Below are 15,291 nucleotides of genomic sequence, written 5' to 3' on the forward strand. Positions count from 1 at the left end.
GCGCCACCGACCTGATTCGGTGACGCTGCCCCAGTCATCGGCGCGGAATCCTCCGGTAACATTCTCGATGAGGCAATACGGGGGGTCAATTTTGGACGCCGATCCCCCGGCTTAGGGGGTCAATATTGCAGGCCGAATGACACCTTGCCGTCCGACGTGATCGCATGTAGGGCGTGGTGACATGCAGCCAGATCAGGAAGTCGGAACCCTTCGGCGCTTCGGCCACGGTGTGCGCGAGGCCGCAGCCGAACACGTCGATGTCCCGCTTGTCGCGGGCCACCTCGATGTCGCCAGCGACCGGCGTGCGATTGACGCAGACGGTTAGCCGCATGTCCGCGTCCACCTTGACCCACGCCTCGACGACGAACGGAATCGCGGCGCGCGGTTCGGTGCCGAACGACGCGACTCCGCTCGACGTGCCATAGGCCCGGTCAGGAAACAGGTCAGGACCGACCGCGCCGAGCCGCCCCGGCTTGACGGGTCGTGCTTCGTCCCGCGCGATCTCTAGTAGCCGCACCGCGTTCTCGCGGCTGATCTCGATGCAGGCCATGCGGCTCAGTCCGGCCGCGCCGACGATGTCACCCGCCCGGCCGCCGGTACAGCCATCGAGGCGCGCGACCAGCTCGCGCACGGGAGTATCGCCGCTCGCCAACAACAGCTCGTGGAATTGCGGGGCGTCGTACCAGTACGGCGACGACTTGCCGGCGTAGGATAGTCCTCGCTGCATCATGATCGCGATGGCCGCCCAGTTGAGCGCGTTGGCGTCTTCCGGGATGGCCGGGCCGAATCCGATCTCGATCCGGCTGCCGACCGGGACATCGACCGGCGTCACGCTGACGACCGTGGTCGAGCCGTCGCTTTCAGGACGAAGCTCGATCCGGCGATTGCCCGTGGAGACGACAAGGAAGCCGCCCGATGCGAGGACCGCGCCAGCGACCACCCGCAAGCCGTTGCCGAGCGCGCCGCGTGTCGGCAGCCGCAGGAGCTTGGTGGAGAGCATCGGCCGGTTGATGCTGAACAGCCGGGCGATGTCGTCCGGGGTGCCGTCGAAGCCGGGACCGTCGTCCTCGACGAAGTAGCCGCCGCCGGACAGCTCGCCGATACGGACGAGGGCTCCGGTGTCGAGCGCGTTGTCGGCCAGCTCCTTCAGGATCAGACGGCGCAGCCTGTACAGAGCGACACCAGCCTTTTGCTGCAGCCCCTCGACAGTCCGGAAGCTGGTCCAGTCGGCACGCTCGAACATTTTCAGATTTTCGATTGGCGGTGAGCAAGCTAAATCAGGGGTCAGGATTTTGAAGATCGTAGCGTCGGCAACGCCAACGGCGAGACGTTGATGCATCAACGCAGCCCTGCAAGGCTGTTACACATCGTGGTGGCGTATACAGCGGTCTATTTGAAGCTCGTTGGATAGTGCATACGACCACTTCGCTTCGCGCGCGGTGACGCCCCAAGCCGATCACACCGCCAGACACGCGAGAACCGCCGAAGGTCGCAACTCCTTCAGCGGTCCATATGCGTTGCGATGCGTCGCCTTGCGTGGCGTTGCCGTGCCTAGTTGGTTGATCGCTCGCTTTGCGCTCGCCTTTGGACGCTCGCCGTTTCTGACATGGTCCCGAGGGACAGGGTCGCTTCTGGCTCTGGTCGCTTTCGGCTCTGGACTGGTGCGAGAAACCGCCTCGGATCAACCGTGGACGATGCTACGCCGAGGCGACCATGCGTCAAGAACGGCGAAAATCCGGCTACGACGTGATGACGTGCGAATTTTCACTGACGCGCGAACAGGTTCCTGTCGCTGATACGAACACGTGTCGTATAGACCGCGCAAAAAATAAAATAATGTCAGCGCTGCTGCGCACGTCAGCACTGCTGAACGTCACTGCGTCGTATACGTGATGCGTCAGGCTATAAATTGCGCGGCCGATCAGGCGGGTTGCGAGAAATCCCGCCTAAGCCGCGCGAGCCAGCCCCGCCCGTGCGCCGAATCCATTCGGCCGCCACCGAAACCGGTCGAGGCGTCATCGCGCTCAGCGGCCTCGCCAAGCGATCCAAGACGCCACGCAGAAAATCTGCGTTTCGACCTTGTAACGACACTGCTGTTACAACCTTGATCGCCGCAAAGTGGGAGCACCGCCATGCCCATCTTCGCCATCGCGTGGACTAGCTCACCGAGGACCATCACCGCGACGCTATGGGAACGGACGCTGATCGAAGGCCGGCCAGTGTCGCGGCGCGTCTGCAAGCTCGGCGAAGTTGGCGAGGCCGAACAGTTCTGGCACGACGCCCGCGCCCGACTCGGCCGGCTGCATCGCCTCACTGGACGCGACCGCGATGACATCGAGGCCATGATCGCGGCCAAGGTGCCGAGGCCGGTAGGCACGAGTGGTGAGTCCTAGCGTCGTCGGCGGTTGCCGGAGGAAAGTAGCCAATTGACGGCTGCAATGGCGCATCCAACGAGGAGTGTATAGACCACGACCGCGAAGAAGGTGCCGGGAATGAAATACCCGAAAGCAACCATCGCAATCAACAGAAGTGCCGTTAAGGCTACGTAATTCCGGCGCGGCATCATGGTCGGGGTCTTGGCCTTCAACTTCTCGTACCGCCACGCGCTTTCGATAAAAGTTGCTAGTGCTATCAAGACCGTTATCCCGGCAATTCCAATGAAGATGCCGCCACAGGTTTCGTCGCAATGGCCGCCACCACGGGCTATTGCAGGGTGAGCCATGGACGAAAGAAGCATTAGTGATGCTGCGATAGCCAATCGCATGTTTGTTCGCCCCTCTCAAACCCGCCAACGTCTAGCACAATATGCCCCGCGAGGCTCACAGCGCGCCCCGCCCATGGGTCAATCCGACTCACCACTACAGACACCGGAGATCGCGCCGAGGCATCCCATCACCGTGCGCTGAGCGCGCATCCGATCAGAGGCCCGCATCAGCCGCTGCGCGGACAGGCGCTGCGGGCGCGCTAATCGCGAGCGTTATTTCTTGGTCGCGTCCTCATAGACCTTCGCGCAGACTGCCGAATTTTGGCCTCCAAACGCTGACCGCGTGTAGACGCCGAGGATAGCAAGAGCAGCCGCCTGATACGGCACATCCGGGTCTGCGCCTATGACGAGTTGGATGGCTCCCATTGAATCTTCAAAGCCAACACCGCGACACATGCCGACGTATGCGAACCCGGCTGCAGCCCTCTTGGCAAGAGCCGCCGTCTGTTCGTCGAGGCGATAGTGGCTGACAATCTGCTGTATTGGCCTGTCGATTGTGAGTGACATATCGTCGGGCACGGTGATCGCAGCAGCCATTGCCGCAGCCGATTGAGCACAAAGGACAACTAAAAAGGCGACCCGAGTTAATTGGACCATGGATTCTCCCCCCATCGAATGTCATCACACCCTGCCAAATGCCGGACGAAAGCCCTCTACGACATTGTTTCGCAGCGACGGCATGGGCGGTATATTGCACTTTTCGAGATTCGGCCCGACCCCCGATCGGGCGAAGTTGTCTTTGAAAGAGGATATGGCCGGTGGCTTTTCCGCGATTTGAATACACTATGGGCGACGTACGTCGAGCGGGCGAGGCCCTAGCTGGCGACCTTATCTGGACCGACGAAACGGCCGAGTCCATCAGGCAGGTTTTTCGGGTCGCCAATAACTATCGCGACTCCCACGCGCTTCCGATGCACAAGATCAGGCGTGCGCTCGCAGGCCAGATCAGACGGGAGAAAGTTGCCGGCGGCTTTACGGTCGCGCGCCTGAAGCGCATGCCCTCGATCAGAAGGAAGCTGCGTGCGATCTCGTCCCACCTGAATCAAATTCAGGATTTGGCTGGTTGCAGAGCGGTGCTTGAGTCCATCGATGATGTCGGCAGGGTCGTCTTGGCAATGCGTGCGCTTCCGACCCACATCCTGCACCGCGAAGACCCGTACATCATCGAACCGAAGCCGGACGGGTATCGCAGTTACCACATGGTGTTCAAATTCAAGGGGCGCGGTGACGAAGAAGTCTACAACGATCGCCGTGTCGAGATTCAGATCAGAACCCGCTTGCAGCACTCGTGGGCGACCGCTGTCGAGGCAGTCGGGTTGTTTCGCGGCGAAGACATGAAAGCGGGACAGGGCAGCCCAGAATGGCGGAAGCTGTTTAAGCTGATGTCGGAAGAGTTCATGTTGTTGGAGGGATGTGCGCAGGAGGATGATGCCCGCCGTCCGCGGCTAGAGGAGATCAAGGCGTTGGGCACGCAACTGAACGCCGTGCAATCGCTCGAAGACCTTCGCCAAGCGGTGAAAACGACTGACAGCTACGTTTTCGACCCGAACAACAAGCCCGACTATTTTCTGATTCAGTACAACCGCGCCCAAAACCTCGTGAGCGTGAGAGGTCAGTGGGGGCCGATGGTCGCAGTCGAATCCTACGACAGGGCGGAAAGCCCGGATTCAACATCGAGCAGCAACGGCTTTAACACCGTCCTCGTCGAAGTTGACGACATCGAGAATCTTAAAGCCGCGTATCCCAACTACTTCGGCGACGTGGAGCTGTTCAAAACCCGACTGGCTGAGATCACCGGCAGCGACGGACGCTACACCTTGGCACCGCAGCCGACTGCCCCGATTCGACCGCGTGAGCGGCCGGACGATTCGTGGCTTCGTCGTCGCAAACCGCTGCGTTGATCCGCAGCGACTTCCGCATCACCGGCTGGGCACATTTCAAAGGGGGCATAATGAGAAGGCTTTATCACGTCGGTAGTGGGCACTGGAAACCCGGCGACAGCATCGCGCCGGGGAATTGGGGCAAGCGAACCCGACAATTTGGCAAAGGGGAAGGTTTTCGTGGCTACGGAGATGTCAACGATGCCAAGATTGTAGGCTGGGAAGTCGCGCTCGAAGTAGCAAGACAGCTAACGGCTCCCGATGCGCCAAGCCGGCTGAACTGCGTTTTCTGCACCGAGGACCTCGCGAGCGCGAGAGCGTTTCGCGACCGATTCGCAAAGGGCGCAAGCATCTACGAAGTCGAGGTTGAGGACACTCTGAGCGCGCACGCGGGCAACTACGAAGCGCTAACGGACGTCCCACAGGGCCCCAGCGTCGATACAAACGTCGCCACCGCGAAATCATATTGGACCGACGCGCCAACCGGCATAAGGGAAATTCTGGTCGGCGGCACCGTCAAAGTCTCCAAAAAAATCGAATAGGTGCTCGAACCCTCCGCAGTGAAGCCAGTTGGGCCATCTCCCGTCAGTGTCAGCGGATTTTCGACTTTTTACACCCGCTAGACACTGGAGAGCTTCCGCTTTGATAGCGTTAGGTTATTTCCGCCATTGACTTTCCCGCAAGGGGAGAACCAGCATTCCACCGGCTTCCATACGGTTCTATCGGCATCGCATAAGCCTTTGATATTCCTAGAAACGCTTCCATATGTTAGTGTGTGTCTCTATCGGCTTTTACACACATCATTGAGACACTTTCTGGGACACAAATGGCACGCAAAGTCCGTAACAGCCTGCTCGAAAGCCGCAGCGCGCGGCTGAAATTAGCAGTTCGCCGCAAGCCGTACACCGGTTCTTCGCTGGGGCGCGGCATGGCGCTCCTTTATCGCCGCAACAAGACCAACGGCAGTTGGGTGGCTAAGGTCAGCGACGGCCATGGCTCCTACTGGACCAAAGCCTTCGCCGAAGCCGACGACTTCGACGCCTGCGATGGCAAGACCATCTTGGACTTCTATCAGGCGCAGGACGTTGCTAAGTCGCTCGCGCGCCGGGAGCCCGGCATGGTCAGTGATGATAGCCGCCCGGCGACCGTTGGCGAGGCGCTCGATGCCTACGAGCGCGATCTGATTGCACGCGGCGGCAGCGTCTACAACGCGCGCCATCCGCGCTCGCATCTCACGTCGGTCCTACTATCTAAGCCGGTTCAGTTGCTCGGCGCCAAGGAACTCAATGTCTGGCGCAACAGCCTGCTCGCGAGGGGACTGGAGCCCTCTAGCGTCGTCCGCTACTGCAAGGGCCTCCGCGCCGCCTTGAATCTCGCCGCATCGCACGATGCGCGCATCCGGAACAAGGCGGCATGGCAAACCGGCTTGGAAGCGCTTCCCGACGCCACGGTCGCGCGCAACGTCATCCTCGATGATAGCACGGTGGGCCGGTTCATTGACGCCAGCTATGCGCACAATGCCGCGCTCGGCTTGTTCGTCCATGTGCTGGCGGAGACCGGTGCGCGACCGAGCCAAGCCGCGCGGCTCTTGGTCGAGGACCTGCACGGCGGAGCGAAGCCGCGACTGACTGTCCCGAAATCGGCGAAGGGCGGCAGCAAAAACAGAACCGCACGGATGCACGAGCGCGTCAGCGTGCCGATCAGCGAGGCGCTGGCGGCGAGGTTGAAGAAGGCCGCCAAGGGTCGCAAGCCTGACGCGCCGCTGCTATTGCAGGCTGACGGCCAGCCGTGGAGCGACAGGCCGAGTGACGACTACCGCGAGGAGGTCCGCGAAATCGTCAAGAGCATCGGCCGCGATCCCGACGAAACGACACTCTACGCCTTGAGGCATTCGAGCATCGTCAGGGCGCTGAAGCGCAACGTGCCGGTTCGGATCGTCGCCGCAACGCACGACACCAGCATCGTGCAGATTGAACGGACCTATTCCAAGCACATCACCGACCACAGCGACGACATCTCGCGCGCGGCGCTGCTGCGGCACGAGCCGCCGAGCGGCGCAAGCGTCGTGGCGCTGGCCGGTTGATCGCCGTGGCCGGATCGATTCACGACCAACTCGTCAAGCTGCTTGCTCGACTTGGTGATCGTGCCATCGCCGAAAAGCAGGCGCGCCTCGTCCATGCGGCTATGCTTGCCGCACTCTCCCGAGGCCACGACATCGGAATCGACGCCGACGGCTACTACGCCCGACCGCGACATACGAAGCCGGTAGGTCCCGCCAAAGAACTTCGTGATCTGGCTCGCACCGCGCGCAAGGCCATCTGCGGAAAGATTAGCCCTGATGAATGGACGCGAGAATGGGCGGCGCAGCCACGCTCTGTTTGGCGAGTCTGCAGACCGTTCCTGCTAGAGCGCTGGACGCGATCTCTGGATCGGGCGAAGCTGCTCCGCAGTTTCTCTGCGTCGGGATTCACTGTCGTAGTCCCCAAGCCCGAGGCCGTGCTGCCGGCGCTCGAAGTTGAACTCGAACGGAGAAAGAAGGCCACGGGAAACAAGAAACAGCGCCAGCCAGACCTAGCGGCACACGATGTCATTGAAGTGGTGCGGACAGCGTATACCGCCCTGACCGGAAAGAGAGGCGGTCGGGTGATTCCGCCGGATGGCCGTGCCAGCAGGTTTGTCAGGTTGGGCCAGGATATCGATCGGTTGTTCGGCACTAAGATTTTCCCAAAGGTGGATAGCGTTCGCCTAGAAAAGAAAATTGGGCGACAAAAACCCATTTCGAAAAGCAATAGTTAGAAGTCTACGCTGGTCCTCCAAGTAGCCATATGGTCACGGAGGACAGAGAAAGATGGCGCGCCCCGAAGTTACCGGCCGCAAATCTGACAAGCACGACGCAAGCGATGGCGCCGACGCCTACAGCGTTGACGAATTTTGCGCGCGTCACCGCATCTCGGTGCAGCTCTTCTACAAGAGCCGCAAGCAGATGCCCCGCACGTTCAACGTCGGGACGCGCGTGCTGATTTCGAAAGAAGCGGCGGCTGCGTGGCGTCGCGAGCGCGAACAGGCGGCGCAGGCCGCAGAGCGCGTCGCCTAGCGACGAAAAAGGCAGCCCGCCAGCTGCCCTTTCCGATTTCTCTCACCGGAATCTCTTTTGATGTTTGTCAGCAATACCAGCGCGCCTGAGGGCGCGCAAGAAATCCCTGCGTCTGAAACCGCCGTCTGGCGCTTCGCGCCGCTGTCGGCGCGCAGTTACGATGTGTTGGTGATCGATCCGCCCTGGCACTTTAGCACGTGGAGTCAAGCTGGGCAGACCAGCAAATCGGCAGCGGGGCAGTATCGCACGATGCCGCTTGCCGACATCGTGGCGTTGCCGGTGCGCGAGTTGTTGAAGCCTGACGCCATTGTCTATCTCTGGGCGACCGGCGCCATGCTGCCGCATGCGTTGGAAGCGATGGCGGCTTGGGGCGTCACCTACAAAACCAGCTTCGTTTGGCGCAAGGTCACTCCCAACGGCAAAGTCCGCTGGGGCACCGGGCGCTGGGCGCAGAGCGGTCACGAGCTTGTTCTGCTGGGCGTGGTCGGCAAGCCGCGCTGTTTTCTCTCGCCGTCGATCTTCGACGGTGTCGCGCGCGAGCATTCGCGTAAGCCGAACGAATTCTACAAAGTCATCACCGAAAAGACGCCGGGATTGCGCCGTGCCGACGTGTTCGCGCGTGAGAAGCGCGAAGGCTGGGATTGTTGGGGTGATGAGGTCGGCAAGTTCACCTCGGCCTCCAGCCGCGCCGAGCAGCACACCATCTTAGTGCCCAGCAGTGAGCAAGCGGGAGTGCGGCCGTGAACGCGCACAATCCCCATCCGCCGAGCGGCCAGCCCGTCGAGGTCGATAAAAACACCGGGGACAGGACGCACGTCCCGCAGATCACGCTGATCACGAAGCGCGACGCATCGCCCGTGATGTCGAAGCGCATTTGGCTCGGCGCCGAGGGCAAGCTCCATAGCGACGGCTCCGATTGCCGGATGGTCAACGGCACGGCTGCCCGCAAGTTCGTGGGAACTGCCAGCGCGCTTGCTCTGATCATCGCCGGCTGCCGTTCCGATCAGGCGATCGCACTCGGCGCCCTGAAGCCGGAGCTTCCCGATTCCGCATCCGTGACGATCCCGAGCAGACTCGCCGATCACCCTGGCGCCATCACCCGGTCCCGGAACTACATCGACTACCAGCCCGGTCTCCCTGCTTGGTGTCTGATTGATTTCGACACGAAAGGAATGCCGGAAGAGATTCGCCAGCGGATCGATGCCGGCGGCGGCATGTGGAATGCGCTGTTGGCGGTGGCGCCGGAGCTTGCAAAGGTGGCGCGTGTCACCCGCGCGAGCACCACCTCCGGCCTGTTTCGGAGTGACACGAGCGAGCTGGTCCCCGGTTCGAATGGCATGCATCACTATGTGCTTGTCCAAGACGGTGCCGACACCGAGCGGTTCCTGAAGGATTTGCATGATCGGTGCTGGCTGGTGGGCTTTGGGTGGCATCTGATCGGGGGTGCCGGTCAGCTGCTCGACCGTTCGATCGTCGATCGCATGGTGGCCTATGGCGAACGCCTCTGCTTCGAGGGCGCTCCCGTCATTGCTGCACCGTTGGCTCAGGATCAGGCTAAGCGCGCACCGGAAGCCATCGAAGGCGAAGCGATCGACTCCACGGTCGCCGTGCGCAGGCTGACTCAACTTGAGCGTCAGCGCGTCAACGAAGCCAAGGCCGCCAGCGCGAAGGCGCTCGGGAAAACTGCGGCCAAAAAACGTCAGAAGCACGACGAGGAGCTTGCCAAGAAGTTCTCGGACAAGTCCGGCATACCCCTCGCGACAGCCCGCCGTCTTGTCAAGGCGCGGCATAAAGGCGTGCTGTACTCCGATGACGAGCTGCAGTTCGACCATTTGGATGAAGTCGTGACGGTCGAGGCCGTGCTGGCCGACCCCGACCGCTATGTCGGCGAGACACTGGCCGATCCGGTGGAGGGCCTGGATTACGGCCGCTGCAAGGCCATGGTGATGCGCGGGGATGACGGTGATCTGTTCATCCATTCGTTCGCCCACGGCCGGACGATCTATAGGCTGCGCCACGACCTGAAATCGGCGAAGGCCGCACTTGAGCAGATTGAAGGCGCCAGCGTCGACGACGCCATGGCAATCCTGGCGCAATCCGAGCTTGAGGACGATGAGGAGGATCAGTTCGCCAAGTTCGTGGCCACCAAGGCCAAGGCGAGCATTCGAGCCATTCGAGCTCGGATCAAGAAAATGCGCGCGGAACGTCGGGCCAGGGCGCGCGAATCCGCGATGGAGGCGAAAGCCGATGGCCGCATGATCCTGCCTCGGCCCGAACCCTATGGTGAGCTGACGCCGACCGTGTCCCTCCTCGATGAGGTTCTGGCGAACGACCAGACCCAGGAGCCGCCGATGCGAAACGCATCCGGGGCTCTCGTGCGCGTGGAAGAAAAAGAGCCGTGGGCACTGCATCTGCTCACCTCGCAAACCGCCAACGCGACCGAGGAGCAGACCGACACCCTGAGCCCGCCGACGGAGCCGGTGCTGGTCGCGCTGTCGCCGACGGGCGTCGAGCTGCTGATCGAAAAATATGTTGGCTGGATCGCGGAAAAGAAGGACGGATCGATCTATCTCTCGTCGTTGCCTTCGCCCTACATCGTTGCGCTGATGGAACATCCGAGGAGTGCGGTGCCGGTCGTCCGTGCGATCAACACGTGTCCCCTGATCACCGCGTCAGCACGTTTGATCGAAGGCGTCGGCCTCGACCGCGCCACCGGGCTGTTTCACCGAATCGACCCTGCTCTGCGCAAGTGCGTGCCTGAAACAAAACCGACCGACGAGGAGATCAAGGCCGCTCTTGGCTTTCTTCTGGACGACTGGCTCGTCGATGTGGCCCTCGATCGTGTTGGGAAATGCGTGGCGATTCTGCTGGCGCTGACCCTGCTGCAACGTGCGCTACTGCCGGAGCGTCCTGCCTTTTTCGTGACAGCAGGCCAGCGGGGCGGAGGCAAGACGACCTTGGTCAGCATGATCATCGCTGCGACGCTCGGGCGGCGCCCCGCAGCGGCGGCGTGGTCCGACAACGCCGAGGAGCGCAAGAAAGCGCTGTTCTCCTATCTTCGCCAAGGTCTCGCGGCCCTGATCTGGGACAATATCAATCGGGGTGCGACCGTCAGCTGCCCGCACATCGAGGCGGCACTCACCGCGCCGGAAATCTCTGACCGCGTCCTCGGTGTTTCCCGCGTGGAGACCGTCCCTGCAACGACCGTTCAGATGTTCACGGGCAATTCGATCATGCCGCGCGGCGACATGGCGAGCCGTTCATTCGTCATCTCGCTCAACGTCGATCGGCCCGACCCTGAGAACCGCAGCTTCACTCATGCCGATCCGATGGCGTGGACGCAGGCGAACCGGGCAAAAATCCTGTCCGCGCTCTATACGATCCTGATCGGCGGGATTCTGCAGCGCCCGGAGGGCCAGGTCGCGAAAACGCGCTTCAAGGCATGGTGGGCGCTGATCGGCTGGCCGGTCGAATACGCCGCTGGCTTGCTCGACATTAAGTTGGACTGCACGGAACTGCTGCGGTTGGGCGAATCCGAGGAGGAGGAATCGAGCGCGACATCTCGCGCGCTGACGGCCCTGCATCGGCAATGGGACGGCAGATGGTTCACGACCCGAGCCGTCGTGAATTTCCTGGCGGAGCGGAATTCGCTCCTGGACGAGGACAAGGCAGCCCGTGCCGAGGCGTTGTTTGACGCGCTCTGTGATCTGATCGGAAAGCCCCTCGAACATCCGACAGCCCGCAGCCTTGGCAAGCTCTTTCAGAAGCATCTGACCAACCGACCGGCATTCATGGAGGGCGAAAACTGCTCGGCGGTGTTGCGGAAGGCAGCGCCCGACAAGAACAAGGATGGGAACGAGTACGAGGTCGTCACGCTGGGTGCCGAAAGTTTGTCGGGTGACGAATGACCGGGAAAGACGGGAAAGACGGGAAAGTTTTCAGCCTCATTTTTCCGACCTACGTGAAATTTCGGAGGGCGGACATGAGAAAATACGCCGCGTCCTGGTCAGAAGCGGCCAAGACTTTCCCGCTTTTCCCGTCTTTCCCGGTGTTCATCGCCATCTGTCGCTCGGCGGCGAAAGAAATCCGACCCTCCGCAAATGCGCCGGGTCCTGGAACGCACTACCGGGGCTGCGGGGGCCGTCCGAGCGCAAGCGGTATTCGTTCGTGGCACAACCAGCAGGGGTTGGTCGTAACATAGGAGGCATTTTGCAAATGGCATCTGCGGCTCAAGCAGCGGCCCACATCGATCTTTCCCGCGTCGCGTTTGCGGAATTGATCGCACGAAAGATCATTGAGAAACCGGCCGAGCAGGGTGGCTACGACCTTGACGCCGTGCGGGTGACCTATCTCCGTCACCTTCGCAAGGTCGCTTCGGGGCGGTCTGGCGGCTCTGCAGGCGATCAGCTCACGGCTGAACGCGTTGCTCTGACCGCAGCGAAGCGGCGCCGCGAGGAACGTCAGGATGCAATCGAGGCCGGTCAGTTTGTTCCGATCGAGCCTGTCCTCCGTGGCTTACAAGCGCAGCTCATCGCGATGCGCGATCGGCTTCTGGGCATTGCGGGATCGATCGCTTACCTGCTTATGGGACAGTCGCAGGAGGAGTGCTTTCGTATCATCGACGACGCTGTTCGCGCCGCCCTTGAGGAAATTGCGGACCCGGAATTCGCCAGTGAAGTAATCATCCTTGCGGTCAAAGGCGATGTGGAAAAGACCGAGTGGGCTCCCAATGAACCGTGAGCTTGCGATTTCCCAGCTTCTCGCGGCGCTCGCCGCGCTGGGCTGGACACCTCCCGCCGTGGAAGACGTGATCGACCAGATACTTCGCGGCGAGCTGCTGCCGTTGGGGCTTGCCGGCAACGTTTTCGAGTGCAGTGATGAGAAGCTCCGCAAGCTCTGTGAGCTGATGGCAGGAACGAAGCGCCCGCTGGGCGTCAAGCTGGCGGGGCGCTGGCTGGCTAGTGTCCCGCGACTGCTCGATGATCTCGAACAAGGCACTCTCGACCGGCGCCGCCGTGGCCGGGATGTGCGACTTCGGGCAGAGCAGCGGGCAAAAAAATACGAAGCCTGGGCGCGATCGCAAGAGTCGCTGGTCGAGGTGCCGGCGCAGGAGGCGTGAGCTGTTCGGTCGCTATGCACCCGAAAGCAGATCGAATATGCTCAACGTTGAGTTTTGTCGTTCGTGACCCGAAGCGAACTTCAATCTCCTGACCGAATGGACGATGCGTCCACATTTGCATAGTTTAATGCGGCGGCGTTTCGGCCGGGTAATCTCTTCCCATGGAACGAGAACTCCGACACCTCGAACAAGCCGCCCGCTGTCAAGCAGCTCTGTCTGCTGACGAGCGCACAAAAGCGGCCTTGCTCGAAATCGCGGAAGAGTACCGGCTACGCGCCGACTCCCTCGAGGCCAAGCCGCAACCCCAGCTGGATAGGACGTTGAAAGGCTCCTAATCGCTCTTTTTGGCACTCTCGGGGGATTGACTGCCAAGCCGCCGAGGCTCAGCGTCCGCTCCATCATCGCCCGGTCCGTGGCTTCAATCGGTGACTGAGAGACCAGTTGTGCTCCCGCCCACTCAAATAGGGAGCACCGTCATGCCGATTTCACGGCTGATTTCGAATATCGATTTGACCCACGAACAAGAACATGTTCTTGAGCTGGCCTTCAACCACGCCCTTCGCAAGCTCGACTTGGTGGATCGAAGGGATCCCCTCTGTGATCTCGTCGCCAAGAGGATGATCGACATTCACATGCGCGGCGTGACTGATGCCGTAGCTCTGGCCGAGATGACAGTCCGGGAAATCAGATTGCCGAGACAGTAAAAGCACCCCTGATTTGGCGTCGAGCAAGTCCGTTCATGTCGAGCAAGTTTTTTCTGGCCCTGTGTATCTTTTGATACTTTGCCCCCTATGGGAATATTGCTACTTTTCCCCGAACAGAGGGGCGGGGAATGGAGCGGCTAAAGAACTCGCTGGAGCACCTCGAAGCACCGGTCTGCCCCAATTGCCACGTCGGCATGCGATGGTTCAGATCCGAGCTGGTGCAGGACGATGCGCAGTCGCTAATCGCTCACCTCTTCGTTTGCCCCAATTGCAAGAGCGCTCAGCGGCGGGACAGCAAGGCTGCGCCAGTTCGCATTCCTCCTGAAAAACTATTGAGCCCGCGCTTACGTGTGGTGATTCAGCCCACGTTGATTTCCGCTCCTGGCCCCGAAGCTGACCTAAGTGGGTATCGCTGAGGCCCGCTTGTGACCACCCGAGCTGACACGCAAATCGAAAAATCGGAGTGCAATTGGATAACGCTCACGAGACCCTCATACGCAATCTGAAGGAGCATTCTCGTCTTCCGCACGAAGACATTGCAGAGATCCGCGATCTGTCTATGGCAACTAAGGAGGTCGCGCCGGACGAGGACATTATTCGTCAAGGAGATGAACCAGAACACGCGGTGCTGGTCATCTCAGGCATGGCTGCACGCTATCACCTTCTGCAGGGAGGACGCCGGCAATATCTTTCCTTCCACATGTCGGGCGATCTACCCGATGCCCAGGGACTCTTCATCGAAAAGATGGATCATGCCCTTTGCGCGATTGGCGCCGCTGCGGTCGCCTTCATACCTCATCGACAAATACTAAAAGCTTTTGAGCGTCGCCCCACTCTGGGAATCGCAATCTGGCGGGAAACGCTGCTGGATGCCGCAATCTTCCGGGAGGCCATCACGAACAACAGTGCAAGAGCAATGCCGACCCGGATGGCACATCTATTTTGCGAACTGTTTTATCGGGCACGTGTCGCTCAGCTCAACAAGGGTAACAAGTGCGCGGTACCGCTGACACTCCGTCAGCTTGGAGACACCCTCGCGATGGCGATCGCCTCCGTCAACCGCGCGCTTCAACAGCTGCGGGCGTCGGGCACGATGGATTTCCGCGACGGTGAACTCGTCGTTCTCAAATGGCGAGAGCTTCAGCGGTTGGGTGACTTCAATCCAGATTATCTGCACATGAAAAAGCAACTACCGGTCTGAAAGGCCGTGCAAGCGCTCGATGCCCCCGGCGCGCGCTCCAGGACCGCTGTTGGCCCTCTGCGACATCCGGGCACGTTCGCTTTTGCGCCCGCTGTGGGCGTAGAAGCGGACGCTTCTCGGGCTCCCGTCATGGTTGGCGCACGCCACAACAACCCCTGCCAAGTCACCCTAAGATCGCCCGCCGTTTGGCGCCCTCCACAAGTCCAGACTTCGCCAGGCATTCGACAGGCCGTACTCTGGCGGCATGGCATCACTCTTTCGACGAAAATCCCTCATGGAAAAACTCGAACACGAACTCGCGGCGTTGCGCGCGCGCGCCGCGACCCTCCACAGCCGTCATAAAGCCGCAGAAGCGGCCTTCATTGACGCCGAAGCGAAGCTCCAGCACCACCTGCTGGAAGCCGACCTGGATGCCGACGAAAAGGTGCGCGCCAAGCTGGAGGCGACGGTCGCCTCTTGCACGTTGACGCGCGACAACTTCGGCAAGGCGATCGCCGCTCAGCAGGCGAAGATCGTCGAGGTCGAGGCC

General features: G+C 61.1%; 16 protein-coding genes. 12 read left to right on the forward strand and 4 right to left on the reverse strand.

Annotated features, from left to right (window positions below):
- Positions 1-85 precede the first annotated feature (85 nt).
- Positions 86-1,243 carry an ATP-binding protein gene (locus SO139_RS42255; RefSeq protein ID WP_498541886.1) on the reverse strand — a complete coding sequence of 386 codons (1,158 nt, stop codon included), beginning with the start codon at positions 1,241-1,243 and terminating at the stop codon, positions 86-88.
- A gap of 889 nt (positions 1,244-2,132) precedes the next feature.
- Between SO139_RS42255 and SO139_RS42260 the strand changes: the two genes are divergently transcribed.
- Positions 2,133-2,393: a hypothetical protein gene (locus SO139_RS42260; protein ID WP_474801592.1), complete on the forward strand. Its 261-nt coding sequence runs from the start codon at positions 2,133-2,135 to the stop codon at positions 2,391-2,393.
- Here the strand turns inward: SO139_RS42260 and SO139_RS42265 are convergent.
- Together SO139_RS42265 and SO139_RS42270 are read right to left on the reverse strand one after the other, a co-directional pair.
- Complete coding sequence (locus SO139_RS42265) at positions 2,390-2,764, reverse strand: hypothetical protein (protein WP_474801594.1); 375 nt, start codon at positions 2,762-2,764, stop codon at positions 2,390-2,392. The two genes, SO139_RS42260 and SO139_RS42265, sit on opposite strands and share 4 nt — an antisense overlap.
- 213 nt (positions 2,765-2,977) lie before the next feature.
- Positions 2,978-3,361: a hypothetical protein gene (locus tag SO139_RS42270; RefSeq protein WP_474801596.1), complete on the reverse strand. Its 384-nt coding sequence runs from the start codon at positions 3,359-3,361 to the stop codon at positions 2,978-2,980.
- Between the two features lie 161 nt (positions 3,362-3,522).
- Here SO139_RS42270 and SO139_RS42275 point away from each other — a divergent pair, with 161 nt between their 5' ends.
- The 9 genes from SO139_RS42275 (at position 3,523) to SO139_RS42315 (ending at position 12,857) form a co-directional block, all read left to right on the forward strand.
- Positions 3,523-4,665 carry a RelA/SpoT-related domain-containing protein gene (locus SO139_RS42275; protein ID WP_498541887.1) on the forward strand — a complete coding sequence of 381 codons (1,143 nt, stop codon included), beginning with the start codon at positions 3,523-3,525 and terminating at the stop codon, positions 4,663-4,665.
- Positions 4,662-5,186: a DUF2441 domain-containing protein gene (locus tag SO139_RS42280; RefSeq protein ID WP_498541888.1), complete on the forward strand. Its 525-nt coding sequence runs from the start codon at positions 4,662-4,664 to the stop codon at positions 5,184-5,186. The genes SO139_RS42275 and SO139_RS42280 overlap by 4 nt, the downstream gene beginning before the upstream one ends.
- Positions 5,187-5,470: 284 nt before the next feature.
- Positions 5,471-6,727, forward strand: a complete 1,257-nt coding sequence (locus tag SO139_RS42285; protein WP_474802326.1) for a tyrosine-type recombinase/integrase — start codon at positions 5,471-5,473, stop codon at positions 6,725-6,727.
- The gene (locus tag SO139_RS42290; protein ID WP_474802328.1) at positions 6,724-7,440 is read left to right on the forward strand and encodes a hypothetical protein; all 717 of its coding nucleotides are present in this window, start codon (positions 6,724-6,726) and stop codon (positions 7,438-7,440) included. The genes SO139_RS42285 and SO139_RS42290 overlap by 4 nt, the downstream gene beginning before the upstream one ends.
- A 52-nt stretch (positions 7,441-7,492) precedes the next feature.
- Positions 7,493-7,738 (forward strand): hypothetical protein, encoded by a 246-nt coding sequence (locus SO139_RS42295; protein ID WP_474802330.1) that lies wholly within the window; start codon positions 7,493-7,495, stop codon positions 7,736-7,738.
- A gap of 60 nt (positions 7,739-7,798) precedes the next feature.
- Positions 7,799-8,482, forward strand: coding sequence for an MT-A70 family methyltransferase (locus SO139_RS42300; protein ID WP_474802336.1), 684 nt, complete (start codon positions 7,799-7,801; stop codon positions 8,480-8,482).
- On the forward strand, positions 8,479-11,646 hold the full coding sequence (locus tag SO139_RS42305) for a hypothetical protein (RefSeq protein ID WP_498541889.1): 3,168 nt from the start codon (positions 8,479-8,481) through the stop codon (positions 11,644-11,646). Before SO139_RS42300 ends, SO139_RS42305 begins: the two co-directional genes overlap by 4 nt.
- A gap of 307 nt (positions 11,647-11,953) precedes the next feature.
- On the forward strand, positions 11,954-12,478 hold the full coding sequence (locus SO139_RS42310) for a hypothetical protein (protein ID WP_498541460.1): 525 nt from the start codon (positions 11,954-11,956) through the stop codon (positions 12,476-12,478).
- On the forward strand, positions 12,468-12,857 hold the full coding sequence (locus SO139_RS42315; protein ID WP_498541890.1) for a hypothetical protein: 390 nt from the start codon (positions 12,468-12,470) through the stop codon (positions 12,855-12,857). The genes SO139_RS42310 and SO139_RS42315 overlap by 11 nt, the downstream gene beginning before the upstream one ends.
- A gap of 485 nt (positions 12,858-13,342) precedes the next feature.
- On the opposite strand, the gene SO139_RS42320 is transcribed toward SO139_RS42315, so the two are convergent.
- Positions 13,343-13,588, reverse strand: coding sequence for a hypothetical protein (locus tag SO139_RS42320; protein WP_474804920.1), 246 nt, complete (start codon positions 13,586-13,588; stop codon positions 13,343-13,345).
- Positions 13,589-14,030: 442 nt separating this feature from the next.
- Between SO139_RS42320 and SO139_RS42325 the strand changes: the two genes are divergently transcribed.
- Positions 14,031-14,762 (forward strand): Crp/Fnr family transcriptional regulator, encoded by a 732-nt coding sequence (locus SO139_RS42325; RefSeq protein WP_498541891.1) that lies wholly within the window; start codon positions 14,031-14,033, stop codon positions 14,760-14,762.
- Between the two features lie 274 nt (positions 14,763-15,036).
- Positions 15,037-15,291: hypothetical protein (locus SO139_RS42330; RefSeq protein ID WP_498541892.1), on the forward strand; the 255-nt coding region annotated here is incomplete at its 3' end.

The organism is Bradyrhizobium sp. UFLA05-89 (assembly GCF_059803475.1).